The 17,218-nt window shown below is 71.3% G+C and carries 12 protein-coding genes; 5 read left to right on the top strand and 7 right to left on the bottom strand.

Going from position 1 to position 17,218, the window contains the following annotated elements:
• The first annotated feature begins 32 nt into the window (after nucleotides 1–32).
• Nucleotides 33–1,337, top strand: a complete 1,305-nt coding sequence (locus ABZ340_RS23820; RefSeq protein ID WP_358783832.1) for a glycoside hydrolase family 16 protein — start codon at nucleotides 33–35, stop codon at nucleotides 1,335–1,337.
• A gap of 125 nt (nucleotides 1,338–1,462) precedes the next feature.
• Here ABZ340_RS23820 and ABZ340_RS23815 read toward each other — a convergent pair whose 3' ends face one another.
• Together ABZ340_RS23815 and ABZ340_RS23810 are read right to left on the bottom strand one after the other, a co-directional pair.
• Complete coding sequence (locus tag ABZ340_RS23815) at nucleotides 1,463–3,160, bottom strand: MFS transporter (RefSeq protein ID WP_358783855.1); 1,698 nt, start codon at nucleotides 3,158–3,160, stop codon at nucleotides 1,463–1,465.
• Nucleotides 3,161–3,404: 244 nt separating this feature from the next.
• Nucleotides 3,405–3,992, bottom strand: a complete 588-nt coding sequence (locus ABZ340_RS23810) for a TetR family transcriptional regulator (protein ID WP_358783831.1) — start codon at nucleotides 3,990–3,992, stop codon at nucleotides 3,405–3,407.
• Between the two features lie 130 nt (nucleotides 3,993–4,122).
• Here ABZ340_RS23810 and ABZ340_RS23805 point away from each other — a divergent pair, with 130 nt between their 5' ends.
• The gene (locus tag ABZ340_RS23805) at nucleotides 4,123–5,364 is read left to right on the top strand and encodes an MFS transporter (RefSeq protein ID WP_358783830.1); all 1,242 of its coding nucleotides are present in this window, start codon (nucleotides 4,123–4,125) and stop codon (nucleotides 5,362–5,364) included.
• Between the two features lie 527 nt (nucleotides 5,365–5,891).
• Here the strand turns inward: ABZ340_RS23805 and ABZ340_RS23800 are convergent.
• A complete protein-coding gene (locus ABZ340_RS23800) occupies nucleotides 5,892–6,179 on the bottom strand; it encodes a cupin domain-containing protein (protein WP_358783829.1) in 288 nt (95 codons plus the stop codon).
• Between the two features lie 71 nt (nucleotides 6,180–6,250).
• Nucleotides 6,251–7,189: a LysR family transcriptional regulator gene (locus tag ABZ340_RS23795; RefSeq protein WP_358783828.1), complete on the bottom strand. Its 939-nt coding sequence runs from the start codon at nucleotides 7,187–7,189 to the stop codon at nucleotides 6,251–6,253.
• An 84-nt stretch (nucleotides 7,190–7,273) separates the two neighbouring features.
• Here ABZ340_RS23795 and ABZ340_RS23790 point away from each other — a divergent pair, with 84 nt between their 5' ends.
• Nucleotides 7,274–8,188, top strand: a complete 915-nt coding sequence (locus tag ABZ340_RS23790; protein ID WP_358783827.1) for an EamA family transporter — start codon at nucleotides 7,274–7,276, stop codon at nucleotides 8,186–8,188.
• A gap of 224 nt (nucleotides 8,189–8,412) precedes the next feature.
• On the opposite strand, the gene ABZ340_RS23785 is transcribed toward ABZ340_RS23790, so the two are convergent.
• Nucleotides 8,413–9,144 (bottom strand): FadR/GntR family transcriptional regulator, encoded by a 732-nt coding sequence (locus ABZ340_RS23785; RefSeq protein ID WP_358783826.1) that lies wholly within the window; start codon nucleotides 9,142–9,144, stop codon nucleotides 8,413–8,415.
• A gap of 355 nt (nucleotides 9,145–9,499) precedes the next feature.
• On the opposite strand from ABZ340_RS23785, the gene ABZ340_RS23780 reads away from it, so the two are divergent.
• Complete coding sequence (locus ABZ340_RS23780; RefSeq protein WP_358783825.1) at nucleotides 9,500–10,963, top strand: glycosyl hydrolase; 1,464 nt, start codon at nucleotides 9,500–9,502, stop codon at nucleotides 10,961–10,963.
• A gap of 197 nt (nucleotides 10,964–11,160) precedes the next feature.
• A complete protein-coding gene (locus tag ABZ340_RS23775) occupies nucleotides 11,161–13,305 on the top strand; it encodes a glycoside hydrolase family 97 protein (protein ID WP_358783824.1) in 2,145 nt (714 codons plus the stop codon).
• Between the two features lie 117 nt (nucleotides 13,306–13,422).
• Here the strand turns inward: ABZ340_RS23775 and ABZ340_RS23770 are convergent, their stop codons facing one another.
• On the bottom strand, nucleotides 13,423–14,259 hold the full coding sequence (locus tag ABZ340_RS23770) for a hypothetical protein (protein ID WP_358783823.1): 837 nt from the start codon (nucleotides 14,257–14,259) through the stop codon (nucleotides 13,423–13,425).
• A gap of 101 nt (nucleotides 14,260–14,360) precedes the next feature.
• Nucleotides 14,361–16,946, bottom strand: coding sequence for a glycoside hydrolase family 3 protein (locus ABZ340_RS23765; RefSeq protein WP_358783822.1), 2,586 nt, complete (start codon nucleotides 16,944–16,946; stop codon nucleotides 14,361–14,363).
• Between the last annotated feature and the right edge of the window lie 272 nt (nucleotides 16,947–17,218).

Below are 17,218 nucleotides of genomic sequence, written 5' to 3'. Positions count from 1 at the left end.
CCTGTTCCCCCCGCCCCATGAGGAGGTTCCCCGTGCTCTTCGCTCCAAGATCCCACCGGTTACAGGCCATCAGGACGCTCCTGGTCCTCGTCCTGGCCCTGGCCGCGGCGACCGCAGTCCACCTGCCCCGCGCCCACGCCGCAGATCCGCCGCCCGCGAACGACTGGACCCTCACCTTCGAGGACGACTTCGACGGCACCACGCTCGACGGCGACAAGTGGGTGACGTGCTGGAACTGGGGCACGAACGACCAGGGATGCAACAACAACCCGGGCGGGCGGATGCTCTCCTGGGTGATGCCCCGCAACGTCAGCGTCGGTGACGGCTCGCTCCAGTTGCGCACGGTCAGGGAGAAGCACACCACGCCGTGGGACGGCCGGACGTACGACTGGACCAGCGGCATGGTGACCAGTGACCGCCTGGACGAAGAGGGGCGGGACTCCTCCCGCTTCGCCTTCCAGTACGGCTACATGGAGGCGCGGATGAAGATGCCGACCGGTTCCGGCGTCTACAACGCCTTCTGGACCGGCGCCGAGGACCACAGCTGGCCCCCGGAGATCGACGTCGTCGAGGCCATCGCCGACCGGCCCGACCTGTACCACCAGTCGGTGCACTGGCCCACCGGCGGCGGCAACGACTCCCGGACCCAGGACTACGTCGGTACCCCCCTCAACGACGGCGACTGGCACACTCTCGGCGTCCTGTGGGACCCGGAGAAGATCGTCTGGTACGTCGACGGCAAGGAGACCACCCGCTTCACCGACGCCTCCAAGATCCCGTCCAAGCGCCTGCACCTGCTGCTGTCCGCCGAGGTCTGGGCCTCCTCCACCGGCTGGACGAAGGGTCCGGACAGCTCCACGCCCGCGGTCACGACGACGTACGTGGACCATGTGCGGGTGTGGAAGCACAACGGCGGGGACACCGTGGACGCGCCGCCGCCGGCCAAGGTCGTCCCGACCACGCGCTTCGGTACGGCCGGCATCGGCTCCGGCACCTACGACAAGGCCTCCGACGGTGACACCACGACGGCCTTCGACGCCGCCGACGGCAGCAACTGCCACACCGGTGTCGACGCGGGCGGTGCCGTGACCGTGGACACCATCCGCTACTGGCCGCGGCTCTACCAGGGCAAGCGGATGATCGGCGGCAAGTTCCAGGCGGGCAACAGCCGGAACGGCCCGTGGACGGACCTGCACACCGTCTCCTACTGGCCCGGCGACCACGCCTTCACCACGGTCCGGACCGGCAACGACACCGCGTACCGGTACTACCGCTACGTCGGCCCGCCCGAGGGGCACTGCAACATCATGGAAATGGAGTTCCGCACCACCGGCTGAACGTGACGGACGTTCCGCCCCGCCCGGGCCTCGCCCGTCAAGGCGACAAAGGCACGGCGCCGGCCGCCCGGCACGCGCAGCGCACCGCTGCGTGTGCCGAGCGGTTCGGCGGTGGGGGGCGCGGTTCACCGCAGTTCGTCGGGGCAGGGGGTGCCGCGGGGTATCCGGTAGGGAGCCGCAAGCCGGTACGTGCCCGGCCGGGGAGCGAGGAGTTGCGTCCAGCGGTCGCCCGAGAGGTCCTCCTCGGCCGGCTTCAGGCAGCCGTGCGCATTCTCGTACTCCTTCGGGCGGTCCCCGTCGCCCCGCCGCGCCCGCTTCGAAGCCTCCGTCTCGTACGGCGCCCGCAGGCTCTCGCCGGCCTTGTCGACAAGGCTCAGCCACGGCGAGTACGGGATGCGGACGCGTATCGTGCCGGCTTCGGTCACCTTCAGTGTCACCTCGTCCTGTGCCGTACGGACGACGCTCGCGTGCGGTTCGGCGAGCGGTGCCGGGTCGGTCACGGCGAAGAGCTGCCAGTGGTCGTCGCTCCAGACCGGACGCAGGTACGGCAGGCCGCCGCGCACCAGCTCCCGTTCCCGCTCGCCACCGCTGTCGGGCTCGTCGGCCGGCAGGACGACGTGGTGGACCGCCCAGCGGTCCAGCCATGCGCGATAGGTCCTCGCGTCGAGTGTGCCGTCGTAGAACAGCGGGTTGCGTCCCATGTCCGCCTGTCGGTTCCAGCCCCGGGCGAGGTTGACGTACGGGGCGAGTGCCGAAGCCTCCCGGTGGGAGCTGGCTGGAACCACCTCGACCCGGCCACGGTCGGCTCCGGCCTTTTGCAACTGGTGAAGCAGGGGGGAGAGTTCGCGGGCCCAGGCCGCGGCCGGAGCGGTGCGGACGACGTCGTCGACGGTCTTGACGCCGATCCAGACGGTGAAACCGGCGAAGGCCACCACGATCGCGTACCACTTGCGGGAGCGCGGCACGGTGAACGGCAGCGCGGCGAGCAGCGTCGCGCCCGCGAACAGCATCGCCAGACGGGTGATGTTGGACCCGACCTGTGAACTGATGAGCCAGGCCAGGAGGATCGCCAGGGAGTCGATGGCCGCGGTGAGCCGGACGGTCTTCCACTCCTTCGGCACGAGGAAGGCCACCAGCATCCCGAAGACGATGGGCGGGACGGCCGATCCGAACGGCATCGGCTGGGTCCCGGAGAAGGGGAACAGCCAGGCCGAGAACGCCACCACGGCCAAGGGCGCGAGACCGAGGGCGTACGCCGCCGGCCGGCGCTTCTGCAGGAACAGCGCGACGGCGGCAAGGCCGACGTACAGGCCGGCCACGGGCGAGCAGGCGGTCGCGAGACCGGCGAGGGCCGCGGTGGCGGCGGCCTTCGCCCGGCGACGGGCTCGCAGGCGGGCGGGCGGCCCGGTGACCACGGCCGCCGCGCCGAGCGCGAACACCATGCCGAGCCCGAACGTGACGCGCCCGGACACCGAGTTGCACAACAGCGCGACCACGCCCGCGAGGGCGGGCACCAGTGGTTGGCGCACCGCACCGCTGCGCACGAGGACGACGGTGAGGAGTGCGGCCGACACCGTCCCCGCCAGCATCATCGTCGTCCGGACACCGAGGACCGACATCACGTACGGTGACACGACGCTGTAGGAGACCGGGTGCATGCCGCCGTACCAGGCGAGGTTGTAGGCGGAGTCGGGGTGGCGGCCGGCGAACTCGGCCCAGGCGTCCTGCGCGGCGAGGTCGCCGCCGCTGTTGGCGAGCGTGAAGACCCACAGGAGGTGGAGGACGGCGGCCGTCACCGTGGCGACGGCCACGGGGTGGCGCAGAAGGCGGGCCGTCGAGAGGGACCGGGGCCGCAGGACGGGCCGGAGCCCGGCATCGTCGGCGCGAAGGGTTCGCGGTGTCACCACGGGAAGAAGCTCCTGCCTGTTCGTTCGCTCGCAGCCTCGACGGCTGGGTGTGCGTGGGCGCGCTGTTCCGCCGTGGCGGGCGCGCGGTGCGGGGTGTCGGGGCGTGCCCGAGCGTGGTGAGGGGGTGCCGGGCTGAGCCCGGGCGCGGTGCGCCGTCGGCTCAGCCCGCCGGGATGCCCCCGCCGTCGCCGGGAACGCGACGATCGGCGATGGCGTCGACGATGGCCGCCACCCCCGCGCGGTCGGTGGGCCGGGTGTCGACGGAGTTGTGAATGGAGAAGCCCTCGACCAGCGCGTCCAGGGCGCGGGCCGTCAGGGGGTCGAAGTGCCGGGCCAGCGACTCCCGGCTGGCCCGCATCCAGGACCGCATGACCTCACGCACCTCCGGATGGCGTGCGGCGAAGGCGTACAGCTCGTAGCTCAGCAGCAGGTTGCGGTCGGTGCCCCAGACCTTGCCGCAGATGATCTCGACCACGGCCTCCCGTGCCTCCTCGGGCGTCCGGGCCGCCTCCAGCAGGGCCCCGTAGCGCGAGGACACGGACTCGGCGAGGCGGGTGAAGGCCGAGGTGAGCAGATCCTGCATGTCGTCGAAGTAGTAGGTGAGCGAGCCCAGCGGCACCCCCGCCGCCTCGGCGATCCTGCGGTAGGTCACCTTGATGGCGCCGTGCTCGGCGATGACGTCGAGTGCCGCGTCGAGGATGCGTTCGCGCCGCCGCGGGTCGTTGGGTCCGCGGGTGCTGCCGGACATGTCAGTGGTCCGCCTCTCTCTTCCTTCTTCCATCGGCACCATCGTAGTGTGTACGTTTGTACATACTCGGACCGAGGCCCGTGTCTGCCACCCTCGGGCCCTCCTCATGGACTTCAAGCGGAGCTTCCCCTTGCCAGATCGCACCGAGCGCCGACGCCGTGGCGCCCTGTTCCTGTTCTTCTTCCTGCCCGGCGTCGCCATGTCGTCCTGGATCACGCGGACCCCGGACATACGCGACCAACTGGATGTGTCCACCGGCCGGATGGGGCTGGTCCTCTTCGGCCTGTCCGTCGGTTCCATGAGCGGTCTGCTGTGTGCCGGCCGTCTCGTGGCGTACTTCGGCACGAGACCGGTCATCAAGGTCGGCTCGCTCCTGATTCCCTCGGGCATGCTGCTCGTCGGGGCCGGCGCCACCGTGCCGTCGCCGCTCCTGGTCGCCGCGGGGCTGTGCGCGTTCGGCGCCGGCGTGGGCGCCGGCGAGGTGGCGCTGAACGTGGACGGGGCCGACGTGGAGCGCGTCACCGGCAAGGCGGTCCTGCCCCTGCTGCACGGCGGCTTCAGCCTGGGCACGGTCATCGGAGGCCTGCTCGGCATGGCCGCCACCGCCATGGCGTTCCCCGTCCTCTGGCACCTCGTCGCCGCCGCGCTCGTCGCCGCGGGAGCCCTGCCCCATGCCCTGCGCGGCATCCCCTCCGGGGTCGGCCTCCGCGGCGCGCCGCAGGCCGGTGCGGAGCGGGGCTCGACGCCCGCGCCGTGGAAGGACCGCGGGCTCCTGCTGATCGGGGCCATCATCCTGGCGATGGCTCTCGCCGAGGGCGCCGCGAACGACTGGCTCCCGCTGCTCATGGTCGACGGCCACGGCCTGGGTGCCACGGCCGGCTCACTCGTCTACGTGGGGTTCGCCGCGGCGATGACCGCGGGACGTTTCGGCGGGGAGTTCTTCCTGGAGCGTTTCGGCCGCGTCGCCGTGATGCGCGCGAGTGCCGTCTCCGCAGCCGTGGGCCTGGTCCTGGTCGTCTTCTCCGACAATGCCGCCGTGGCGTCGGGCGCCGTGCTGTTCTGGGGGCTGGGCGCGTCCCTGGGATTTCCCGTGGCGCTGTCGGCGGCGGGCGACTCGGGCCCCGACCAGACCGCCCGCGTCAGTCTCGTGGCCACCATCGGGTACGTCGCCTTCCTGGTGGGGCCGCCCGGCCTCGGGTTCCTGGGCGACCACTACGGACTGCGCCCGGCGATGACGCTGGTGCTGGCCTTCGTCGTCGCGGCCGTCTTCCTGGCACCCGCCGCCGGTGGCCGCGCCCGCGGCTCCGCGTCCCCGCACCAGGGGGCGCACCGGTCCAAGGAGCCGGACGCGCCCTCCGCGGAACTGTCCTGAGCGGGCCGGAAAGCGCCTGCGCGGCACTCCGGACGGCGCGGGCGGCGGGCCGGGCGGGAGCCTTCCGCCCCGGCGGGTCCCCTCACTGAGCCGAAGCACGATAGGTGCCACGTATGCAGGATCATTGTCACCGGCGAAGCTGTGAGCCAACGCCAATTGCGACTGTTCAGGAACCCGGTGGTCTGGCCCTGATCGATGACGGTCCTCGGGTTCGAGTCGGCGGGCCGGGCGCCACATCGTGGTGACGCCGTGGCCGGTGGCGATGGTGATCGTGTTGCGAGGGGTGAAGCCCGCCCTCTCGTAGCGGGCGGTGTTCGCGGGGTTCGACGATTCCGGGCAGGCGGGGCGCCGAGTGCGTCGATGCGGGCGAGGCTCTCGGCCGGCAGGCCCATGCCCAGTCCCTTGCCGCGGTGGTCATCGTGGACGCCGAGCGGGATGAGGTAGAAGCACGGCTCGGCGGGGTGAGCCGCTTCCAGAACCGCACAGGGCGAGGGGCGCTCGACGGAATCCGTTCGCCCGGGATATGGCTACTTCTTCATTTCGATCTCGACGAAGGCCAGCGGCAGGGTGCCGGCGTTGACGACTTCGTGTTCGCCGCCGGCTGGCCGGGCGTACGACTCGCCCGCCCGCAGCTGCGAGGAGGTGACCGTGCCGTCGGGGGTGATGACATCGGTTCGGCCGTCGGTAACGGGGACGACGACGTAGTCGTGTTCGTGTACGTGGCGGCCGGTGCTCTGGCCGGGCTCGAAGTCCCAGCGGGTGACCCGCACCCGCTCGTCCTCGTGCTGCACGCTCGCGCGGGCCGTGCTCGTCATGACCGATCTCCTTGCTGTCGGTTGCCGCACCGATGTCGCGGGCGGATGAGTGCAACATCCCGGGTGGCAGGCTATCCGGCAGGTTTTCGTGGTACCGGTGCGGGGGTGCTGCCGGCTGTGGTCGCAGTGCGCCGGGCGAGCAGTTCGGTGACCAGGGCGAGCGGGGGCCAGGTGAGGCGGCCGTGGCGGGCGACTGCGTGGGCCCGCAGGACCACCTCGGGACCGGTGAGTGGCATGAGGCGGACCTCGGGGAAGGTCGGGGTGCCGATCGGCAGCAGTCCCACGCCGAGCCCGGCGGTGATCATGCCTTGGACCAGGTCGAGGCTGTCGGCCTGGTGCGTGATGCGGGGTGTGAATCCTGCCATCGAGGCCAGGGTGCGGATGACGGTCTCGTCGGCGGTGTTGCGGGAGTTGACGATCCAGTCGTGCTCACTGAAGCGGGCGAAGACGTCCAGCGTGTCCGCCGTCTCGGGCGCATCGGCCCGGGCGGGGATGCCCAGGCCCCAGCGGGCTGTCCACAGGGCGGTGGCGTGCACTGCCGGGTCGGGGTCGGCCGGGGCGAGGTTGTAGTCGTAGGTCAGGGCCAGGTCGGTCTCGTCCGCGGCCAGCAACTGCAGGGCCTCGGCAGGTTCGTGCTCGCGTACCAGGACGTGCAGCCGCGGATGGCCGGCGGCCAGCTCGGTGACGAGAGGCAGCAGGTGGGCGCGGATGGCGGTGGCGAATCCGGCCACCCGCAGGGTGCCGTTGGGATCTGCCCCGGGGGCGAGGTCGAGGCGTGCGGTCTCCACTGCGGCGAGGATGGTCACGGCGTGTTCGGCCAGGCGGCGGCCCGCCGGGGTGAGCCTGACCCGCCGTCCGTCCGGCTCGATCAGAGCCGCGCCCATTTCCTTCGCGAGGACGGACAATTGCTGCGAGACCGTCGAGGTGGTGGTGCCCACCGCGTCGGCGACCGCCCGCATCGAGCCCAGCCGGGACAGTTCGACCAGTAGCCGCAGGCGCCGTGTCTCCATGGATCCATTGTTCAGGATCATCGAACGGATCGTCCATGATCGGCACGTGGACACGAACGGTGCTCGCATCCTCTACTGGAGCCCATGAGTCCGCTGATACCTTCCCGCAGTCCGCTTCCGGGCGGCGCCCGGACCGGGTTCCTCATGTCCCTGGCCGCCATGTCCGCCGTCCAGCTCGGCTCGGCGCTGACGGTGCCCCTGTTCGGCCGGCTCGGCGCGCTGGGCGCGGCGGGGCTGCGCCTGGGGTGGGCTGGCGTGCTCCTGCTCCTCCTCGTCCGGCCCCGGCGCCGCGACTTCACCCACCGGGACCTGCTGGCCTGCACCGTGCTCGGTGCGGCGACGGCGGGGATGATGCTGTTCTTCATGCTCGCCCTCTCCCGGCTGCCGCTGGGCACCGCGAGCGCGCTGGAGTTCCTCGGCCCGCTGGCAGTGTCCCTGTACGGGCCCGGACGGGGGCGCAAGGTATGGACTGCGGCGGCCGCGATCGGCGTCGTCCTGCTGACCGAGCCCTGGCACGGCAGTCTCGATCCGCTCGGCGTGGGATACGCACTGGCTGCCGCAGCCTGCTGGGCCGCCTACATCCTCCTGACCCAGCGCGTCGGCGACAGCGTCACCGGCTTGAAGGGACTGGCCGTCTCCATGCCCGTCGCCGGCGTTCTCGGCATGCTCATCGCCGCACCCACCGTCTCGGCCCAGGTGACCTGGCCAGCCCTGTGGATCATGCTCGCCCTCGCCACCCTGAGCCCCGTGCTGCCCTTCGCCCTCGAATTCCTCGCCCTGCGCCGCCTGACCACCTCCGCCTTCGGCACCCTGATGAGCCTGGAACCCGCCATCGCCACGCTGACCGGCCTCCTGGTCCTCGGCCAGAAGCCCGGCCTGGCACCCGCAGCCGGCATCGCCTTCGTCGTGATCGCCGGCATGGGCGCGACCCGCACCGGCGCCCGCCCGGCCTCCGACACGCCGCACGGACCGAAGCCCTGCGTGCAGCAAACGTCGTGAGCAGGGGACGAAGCGCCCGTTGAAGGAACCGGCATCACGCCGTGTTGCCTATGGTCTCAGAGAACCAAGTACCTTCTGATCTTCGCTACCGATGACAGAAAGACTGCCGAAGAGGCATCTGTGTCAAGCCGGATGCCTCGCTGGTGACAACCAGGCTGCTTCGTCCCGCCCTGCTCGCCAGGTCGCCCAACTCGACGGGTGACAATCACTGAGCCTCGGCTCACTCACCTGGATGCCGGACCGCTCATCTCCTCACGCAGGGCGGCCCTCAGATCGCGCTCCGTCTGTTCGAGGTGCGCGCGCATCGCCGCCGACGCGCCCTTGGGGTCCCGGTCCTTGACCCGGCGCAGGATCTCGGCGTGGACCTCGATGACCTGGGCCACGGTCAGCCCGCGCCGGGCGTGACCGGCGTAACTGTGCCGGCGGCTGTCGTGCAGCGGATCGGCCAGGGCCTCGATGAGCACCGTGAGCATGCTGTTGCCGCTCGCGGAGGCGAGGGCCTCGTGGAAGCGGACGTCCGCCCGGTGGTACGCCTCGGGCTCGTCCTCCGCCCGCCACATCTCTTCCAGGGCCAGGTCGAGCCGCTGGAGCGCCGAGGCGGTGGCCCTGCGTGCGGCGAGGCCGGCGATGTGCACTTCCAGGGCGATGCGTACGTCGAGGAGTTCCAGCAGATTGCGGGGGTCCCGGCGCACGGTGTACCGGAAGAAGTCGCTGACCGGATCGGCGTTGGGCGCCGACACCTGAGGGCGGCGCCCCTGACGTACCTCGATGAGTCCGCGCGCCGCCAGCGTCCGGGTCGCCTCGCGCACCGTGAGCCGGCTGACACTCAGGTCGACGGCGAGGTCGCCCTCCGACGGCAGGGAGTCACCCGGCTCCAGTGTGGTGAGGATGCGCTCCTCAAGGGCTTGCACCACCCGGTCGACGGCTGACTGCCGCGCGGGCTGTGGAACGGTCATCGTAGCTCCCTCATCTGACAGGTTTCCCCTCGCTGTGTGCCCACCCGGCGGTGTCGGGAGGTCCTCGCCCCCGGCCGGCGAGGAGGGCTGAGCGTGTACGGCCGGAAGAAGCCTAGTACGGTCCCGACGCGCGGCGGTTCCCGGTCCGCGTCATCCCTCCTGCCCGGTCCGGCCGTGCGCCGTCCATTGACGCCTTCTGATCTCCATGGTGTCCTTCCTATCTGACAGGCTCATCGGCCCCTGTGGCTGATGGGCGTTGTCATCTGCTCCGCCCGCTGTGCTGACAACGTTGCCAATCTCCTGGCACCCCGCCCCGGTGGAACACCGCCGACCAGAGAAGAAGACCGAGAAGAAGATGACCCGTACGCCTCCCTTCCTCCCCGGCGTCTCCCACCACGCCCCCCACCTCGCCCCGGCCTCCGGCGCACCGCAGGCCCGTGACGGCGGTGGCCTCGGGCGCCGTTCCCTGCTGGCCGCGGCGCCCGTCGCGGCGCTCGGCGTCACAGGCCTCGCGGCATCCGGCGCCGTCGCCCAGCCCTCCTCGGCGGCTCCGGCATCCGCGGTGGCCGGCGGCGGCCGGCACGGTCGGCGCCGGACCCTGCGGTTCGGCGTGAACTACACGCCGTCGAAGAACTGGTGGCACCTGTGGAACGACTTCGACGAGCGGTCCGTACGCGACGACCTCCGGCAGATCGCCTCGCTCGGCTTCGACCACATCCGGGTGTTCTGCATGTGGCCGCTCTTCCAGCCCGACCGGGCGATCGTCAGCGAACGGGCGCTGGGCCTGCTCGACCGGATCATCCGCGTCGCGGACGACAGCGGCCTGGACGTGAGCGTGGACTTCCTCCAGGGACATCTGTCCAGCTTCGAGTTCTTTCCGGGCTGGACGGTCACCAACCACAAGGGCAGCATCTTCGCCGACCCGCGGATCGTGGCCGGGCAGCGGCTGTACGTCCGGAAGGCGGCGGCCAGGATCGCGCGCCACCGCAACGTGCTGGGCAGCACGCTGGGCAACGAGATGAACCTGATGACGAACCGGCAGGAGGACAAGGAGACCCCGCAGCAGATCGGCGACTGGCTGGACACCCTGCTCGGCGAGGCGGAGCGCGCCGCCCCGGGCCTGGACCACGTGCACTCCGAGTTCGACAACGTGTGGTTCTGGGAGGGCGACGCGTTCCGCCCCGAGTACGCCGCCACCAAGGGTGCCCGCACCGTCATCCACTCCTGGGTCTTCGGCGGCGCCGCGCAGACGTACGGGCCGCTGGGCACGGGATCCGTGCACTTCGCCGAGTACCTGACCGAACTCGCCCGCTCCTGGCACCGCCCCGAGGACCTCGACCGGACCTTGTGGCTGCAGGAGATCGGCGCGCCCCTGCTCGGTTTCGACGGCAAGCCGCTGATTCCCGAAGGCCGGGCACCGGAGTTCGCGGAACGCACCGTGCGGGCCGCCGCGCGCTGCGCGGGGCTGTGGGGCATCACCTGGTGGTGCTCGCACGACGTCTCGCGTGACCTCCCCGACTTCCCCGAACTCGAGTACTCTCTCGGCCTGATCGGGCAGAACGGGCGGCCCAAGCCGATCGGGGTACGGCTGTCGGAGATCATCCGGGAGTTCGACCGCACACCTCCCCGGCCCGCCGCACGCACGACAGCCGTCGTTTTCTCCGGCGACCGCACCGACGCCCGCATCGGCGGCAAGGTGATGAACGCGTTCATGGACCAGTGCTCCAAGGGCCGCGCGCCCGCGATCGTACGGGCCGAGCTCGCCGACGACGCGGCATACCTGAAGGCCCGGGGCATCACCGACCTCATCCGGCCCTGACCCGAAACCCGGCCCCACCGGCGCACCGGCCGTCCGAGGCCTGCCGCCGCTCCCCGCCTCCGCGTGCGCCGAGGCCGGGCGGGGAGCGGCGTCCAGGGCCCTCGTGCCGTCGGGCTCCGTGCCCGAGTGCACGTCACGCAGCCCATGGCGTCGAGCCCGTCTCGTGCAGTCCGTGTCCCCGATGTGAGGAGCACACGATGAACACCTTCCGTGGCACGAGGCGCCGGCCGTCGCGCCTGAGCGCCGCCGTGGCGGTACTCGCCCTCGCCGGCACCGCCGCCACGCTGCCGGACGCACCGGTCCGGGCCGCCCCTGGACAGGAAGGGACGGATCGCCCCGCCCTGGCGGAGGCCGACGGCCACCGCAAGCACACCGTGCGGTCCCCGGACGGATCGGTGCGCGTCGCGGTGGCGGCCGACGACGGACGGCTCGGCTACAGCGTGTCACGCCACGGCCGGGTGGTCGTCGGTGCCTCGGGACTGGGCCTGGACCTCGCCGGGCGGCCCAGCCTGACCCGGGACATGCGCGTGACGTCGGTGCAGCACCGGACCGTCGACGAGCGGTGGCGCCCGAAGTGGGGGACCGACCGAACCGTCCGCAACCACGCCCGTGAGCTGACCGTGCACGCGGTCCAGGACGGCACAGGGTTCCGGCTGGACGTGATCGTCCGGGTCTTCGACGACGGGGTCGGCATCCGCTACCGCCTGCCCGCCCAGCCGGGACTGGACGCCTACACCGTGACCGCCGAGCGGACCGAGTTCGCCCTCGACCCCGCCGCGGCGAGCTGGTCACTGGCCGCGGGCACCGACTGGAACGCCGACGAACAGCACTACCGGGAGCTGCCGCTCGCCGCGGTGGACACCGCCCAGACGCCCATGACCCTGAAGAGCGGCAACTCCTACATCGCCGTGCACGAGGCCGACCTCACCGACTACCCGGCCATGACCCTGCGCGCCCAGCCCGGCAGACCGGGGGTGTTCACCAGCGAACTCGTCGCGCTCCCGGACGGCGCCAAGGCGCACCTGCGCGGTGCGTTCTCCACCCCCTGGCGGACCCTGACGGTGGGCGGACGGCCCGGTGACCTCGCCGAGTCCCACCTGATCGAGAACCTCAACGACCCCTGCGCGATCTGCGACGGCGACACCTCCTGGATCAGGCCGGCCACCTACGTGGGCGTCTGGTGGGAGCTCCAGCGGCGGCACACCACGTGGACCGCGGGACCGAAGCACGGGGCAACGACGAAACGCGTCAAGGAGTACATCGACCTGGCGCGGCGGGCCGGCGCCGGGTACGTGCTGGCCGAGGGCTGGAACACCGGCGCCGGCGGCACCTGGGAGGGCCAGGACTTCCTCACCCCCCAGCCCGACATCGACCTGCCCGAGATCCTGCGCCACGCCAAGGCCAACGACGTGGGATTCATCGCCCACAACGAGACCCGAGGCTTCGTCGACGCCTACGAACGCGACCTGGAGAAGATCTACTCCCGCTACGAGGACCTGGGCATCCACGCGGTCAAGACCGGTTACGCCACGAAGTTCGTGCTGGACGGTGTGCAACGCAGCCACTACGACCAGCGGGCCGTGCGGCACTACCAGTACGTCACCGAGGTGGCCGCCCGGCACCGCATCACCGTCAACGCCCACGAGGCGATCAAACCGACCGGGCTGTCCCGCACCTACCCCAACCTGATGACCGGGGAAGGCGTCGCCGGCATGGAGCAGCACCACTACAAGGGCAAGGACGGCAACCCTCCGGCGCAGGCGACCATGCTGCCCTTCACCCGCTACCTGGGCGGACCGGCCGACTACACCCCCGGCGTGTTGAACGTGAGCTGGGACCCCGCCGGACTCGGCACCCGCGTGCAGAGCACGTCGGCCGCGCAACTCGCGCTGTACGCGACGCTCTTCAGCCCACTGCAGATGCTCGCCGACACCCCCGAGAACTACGCCGTGCACCCCGGCTTCACGTTTCTCAGGAACATGCCCGCCACCTGGGACGAGAGCCGGGTACTGGACAGTGCCATCGGGGACTACACCGTCACGGCACGCCGGAGCGGGGACACCTGGTACCTCGGGGCGCTCACGGACGATCACGACCGGTCTCTGCGGGTCCCTCTGTCCTTCCTCGCTCCCGGACGCTACGTCGCCGAGATCTATGCCGACGCACCCGGGACCAGCTGGAAGGACAACCCGCTGCCCGTCGAGACGCGTACGGTGCTGGTCCGTCCCTCCACCAGGCTGACGGTGTCGATGGTCGCCGGCGGCGGCCAGGCGCTGCGTATCCGGCCCGCGAGCGCGACGGATCTGCGCGAGCTGCCGTCGTACACCCCGCCGCGGCCGTAGCGGCGCCGGACGCTGTGTGCCGCGGGCCCCGAGAGGTGCGGACGGCGTGCGGCATGCGGGTGCGGCCCGTCCCGGTTGCCGGGGCGGGCCGCAGTGGTGCGGGCCGGACCTGACGCGTCAGCGACCGCGGTACTCGCGGACCCAGTCGACGAGCTGGGTCGCCGCCGTGGAGCCGGGGCCGTGCGGCACCGTGCCGATGGACAGGTGGTAGCCCTGCTGTGGGTCGACCTTGCCGCCGGCCCGGGCGGTGCCGTTCATGTAGCGGGTGACCGTCCCGTCGGCCGCGATGCGGATGCCGGAGATGTTCCAGTCACCGCGGTTGATCGGCACGATCTGCCAGTTGGGGCTCGGTTCCTTGCTGGTGTCGCCCCAGATGTGGGTCGCCTGCACCGCCGACCCGTCGGGTGCGAGGCTCGGGTCGACCTCGTGGGTGTTCAGCTCGGTGACGTCGTCCCGGCCGTACACGTACGCGCCCTGCCAGGTGCCGGCCGCCGCCGGGTCGGCCTTCCAGCGCATGGCCCAGGCGCAGCCCCCGGCCGAAGCGGGGAAGCACCGCATGTCGGTGGTGTCGCCGTCGGCCGCGCGGCCGGAGCGCTCCTCCACGTAGGCGCCGGTGGGCGTGGCACCGCCGTAGTCGGAGCTGAGCCGGAGGTAGCCGCCGGAGACGGAGCGGTTGGGGTTGGGGCCGGCGGGGGAGGGGCCCTTCTCCTGGAAGCCGCCGTTGATCTCACCGCAGCAGTCGCGTTTGGTGTCCCAGCGGGCGGGGTCGAGGGTGGAGCCGCTGAACTCGTCGCCGCCCCAGCCTTGCAGGCCGTCCCAGGGCTGGTCGGCACTGGCCGGTGACGCGCCGAGCAGGGTCGTGGCGGTCACGGCGGCGGCGACGAACGTGCTCGCGTAGATGGTGCGACGCCGTCGGGTCTTTTGCCGTCCGGTCGGTTCCTGAAGAGGGCTCACGATGCGTCCTCTCATCGGTTGATCGCTGCTGACCGGTGTCGGTCAGCAGGGGCCGGTGTGGATCCGCCCGCGCCGATATGGTCCGGCCCGGGCCGTGTGGGTCAACGCACCCGCAGGCCGGTGCTCAGCGGCAGCTCCCGGGAGGAGGCGCCCACCTTGACGCGGTAGTCGCCACGCGGCACCGACCAGCGGTCGGCGCTCTCGTCCCAGACCCGCAGGTCCTTCCGCTCGATCCGGAAGGAGACCCGCTTGCTCTGCCCGGGCTCGAGACGAGTCTTGGTGAACCCCTTCAGCTGCTGCGGAGGTTCCCCTGCCGAGTGGGGATGCGCGAGGTAGAGCTGGGTCACCGCGCTCCCGGTCCGGGTGCCGGTGTTGGTCGTGGTGGCGGTCACCTTCCAGCCGTCGCCCGAGGGCCGGACGGACAGGTCGCTGTAGGCGAAGCGGGTGTACGACAGGCCGTGGCCGAAGGGGAACAGCGGCTGCCAGCCACGGGCGTCGAAGGCCCGGTAGCCGACTTCCAGGCCTTCGGAGAAGTGCACGGTGTCGTCGGTCCCGGGGAAGCGGCTAGGGTCGGCGGCCGGCGTCTGCGAGGTGTCCGCGGGGAAGGTGACCGGCAGCCGTCCGCCGGGATCGACGTCGCCGTAGAGCAGTCGTGCGACGGCGTTGCCCGCCTCCTGGCCCGGCTTCCACGCCTCCATCACCGCGGGCACTCTCTTCAGCCACGGCATGGTGACGGGGCCGCCGGTGGTGAGCACCACGACGGTACGCGGGTTGGCGCGGGCCACCGCCTCGATCAGCTCGTCCTGGCCGTAGGGGAGAGCCAGTGAGGTGCGATCGTTCTCCTCGCCACCGTCGTCGGCCGCGACGACCACCGCCACGTCCGCCTTCTTCGCGGCGGCCACCGCCCGGTCGAGCGCGTCCTTCGCCGTACCGGGGTACCAGCCGAAGGCGATCTGGGAGGAGACGAACCGCTTGCGGTAGCCGACCTCGAACGGCACCCGCTCACCGGCCTTGAGTTCGACCGTGACGTTCTCCTTGCCGCCGTACACGTCGTTCCAGCGGTCGACCAGCAGCTTGCCGCCGACGCTGAGCCGCATGCCGCCGCCGCTGGAGCCGAGGGTCAGGGTGTAGGTGCCGTCGGCCGGTGCCTCGATGACCCCCGACCAGCGGCCGGACCAGGTGTCGGGCAGGGACGGGACGGGCGGACGGTTCTTGGTGTCGAGGGCGACGTTCTCCTCGGTCCTGGTCACCGCGGGGGTGCCGCTCTGGTCGGCGGTGGGGAAGTACTCGGCCCTGACGCCCTGTTCCGTGGCGGTCGCGGAGGGACGCAGCGCCGAGCGCGGCACGGCGGGCGCGCCGCCGGGCGGGATGACGCCTTGTTCGTAGCCGACGGTGGCCTCGGCACGCCGTGCCAGGCCCTCGCGGACGGTGACGTGGTACGGGGTACGGCTGAACGGGTCCATCCCGTTCGCCTTGGGGGCGACCTCGGCGGCGGGCCCGATCACGGCGACGGAGTCGTCCTCGGCCAGCGGCAGTACCGGCGCGCGGCGGCCGTCGGAGCGGGCGGGGGCGTTCTTCAGCAGGACGCTGCCCTGTTCGGTGAGCGTGCGGGACAGCTTCGCGTGGGCGTGGGTGGTGGCGGGCGTCTCGGCGTTCCCCGCGCGCGCACGGTCGAAGAGACCGAACCGGATCATGGTGCGCTCGATCCGTGTCACCATGTCGTCCAGCCGCTGTTCGGAGACCCGTCCCTCGCGCACGGCCTCGACGAGCGCCGGACCGAAGGTCCAGGTCTTCGGCATCTCCTGGTCCAGGCCGGCGTTGGCGATCGGGGCGGGGTCGCGGTAGGGCTCGTTGGAGTCCCAGTCGGTGAGCACCCAGCCGTCGAAGCCCCACTCCTTCTTCAGGATGTCGGTGAGCAGGTGCTTGTCCTGGCAGGCGTGCGTGCCGTTGATCTTGTTGTACGCGCACATCACGGAGCCGGGGCGGGCTTCCTTCACGACCTTCTCGAACGGCGCCAGGTAGATCTCCCGCAGCGTCCGCTCGTCTACGCGCACGTCGACCTTCTTGCGGTTCTGCTCCTGGGCGTTGGTGGCGAAGTGCTTGACCGAGGCGATCACGCCACGGCTCTGGATGCCCTTGACCTCGGCGGTGCCCAGAGTTCCGTTGAGGTGCGGGTCCTCGCCGTATGCCTCGAAGTGGCGGCCCCAGGTGGGTTCCCGGGCGATGTCGAGGATCGGCGCCAGGGCGACGTCCATCCCCTTGTCGCGCATCTCCTGACCGAGAGCGGCCCCGAAACGGCGTACCAGCGACTCGTCCCAGGTGGCGCCCGCGGTGATCTGAGTGGGGAACTGGGTGGCCCCGGGCACGGGATTGATCCAGTTGTGCACGTCCTGCGGCCCGTCCTCCATCCACAGGTCCGGCACTTTCAGGCGGGGAATCCCGGGGACGTATCCGATGGCCGGCAGGCCGCCCTTCCAGGTGCCGTGGAGGACGGAGACCTTCTCCTCCAGGGTCATCGCGTCGACCAGGGCCCTGGCTCTTTGCCCGGCGGACAGGCGGGTGTCCAGCCACGGCCGGTCGTTCCCGCGGGCGGCGGTGCCGGTTTCCGGGAGCGTGGCCGCCACGCTGGCGGCCACGGCGGCGGTCGCGAGCAGATGCCGCACGCGACGGAGCGCCGGAGCTTTCATGGGAATCCTCTCGAACGCGTTGGGGATTCGACTGGACAACGTTGTCAACTCGGCAGTCGGCCGGAAGGTCGAGGGTTCTTGCGTGGATCGCGAGCAGTTCCCCTGCCGCGACGGCAATGGGGGAGCGGTCCGACAGGGCGGGTCCGGCGCCGTGCGAGCGACTCTCTCGGAGACGCCTTCCTGTCTGATGGGTATGAGCTTCCGCGCTCCTCATGTCTGCGTCAAGCCTTGACACGGGATCGAACCTGTCTGATGTTTTGCCTCAACTCCCG

Source organism: Streptomyces sp. NPDC006134 (assembly GCF_040628835.1).
GTDB lineage: Bacteria > Actinomycetota > Actinomycetes > Streptomycetales > Streptomycetaceae > Streptomyces.
This window is presented reverse-complemented; position numbering and strand designations above follow the sequence as displayed.

Excerpts from the sequence above, each read along its gene's own strand:
- ABZ340_RS23810 (WP_358783831.1), bottom strand. The coding sequence starts at position 3,992 with ATGTCCGGCAGCACCCGCGGACCCAACGACCCGCGGCGGCGCGAACGC.
- ABZ340_RS23800 (WP_358783829.1), bottom strand. The coding sequence starts at position 6,179 with ATGACGAGCACGGCCCGCGCGAGCGTGCAGCACGAGGACGAGCGGGTG.
- ABZ340_RS23795 (WP_358783828.1), bottom strand. The coding sequence starts at position 7,189 with ATGGAGACACGGCGCCTGCGGCTACTGGTCGAACTGTCCCGGCTGGGC.
- ABZ340_RS23790 (WP_358783827.1), top strand. The coding sequence starts at position 7,274 with ATGAGTCCGCTGATACCTTCCCGCAGTCCGCTTCCGGGCGGCGCCCGG.
- ABZ340_RS23785 (WP_358783826.1), bottom strand. The coding sequence starts at position 9,144 with ATGACCGTTCCACAGCCCGCGCGGCAGTCAGCCGTCGACCGGGTGGTG.
- ABZ340_RS23780 (WP_358783825.1), top strand. The coding sequence starts at position 9,500 with ATGACCCGTACGCCTCCCTTCCTCCCCGGCGTCTCCCACCACGCCCCC.
- ABZ340_RS23775 (WP_358783824.1), top strand. The coding sequence starts at position 11,161 with ATGAACACCTTCCGTGGCACGAGGCGCCGGCCGTCGCGCCTGAGCGCC.
- ABZ340_RS23765 (WP_358783822.1), bottom strand. The coding sequence starts at position 16,946 with ATGAAAGCTCCGGCGCTCCGTCGCGTGCGGCATCTGCTCGCGACCGCC.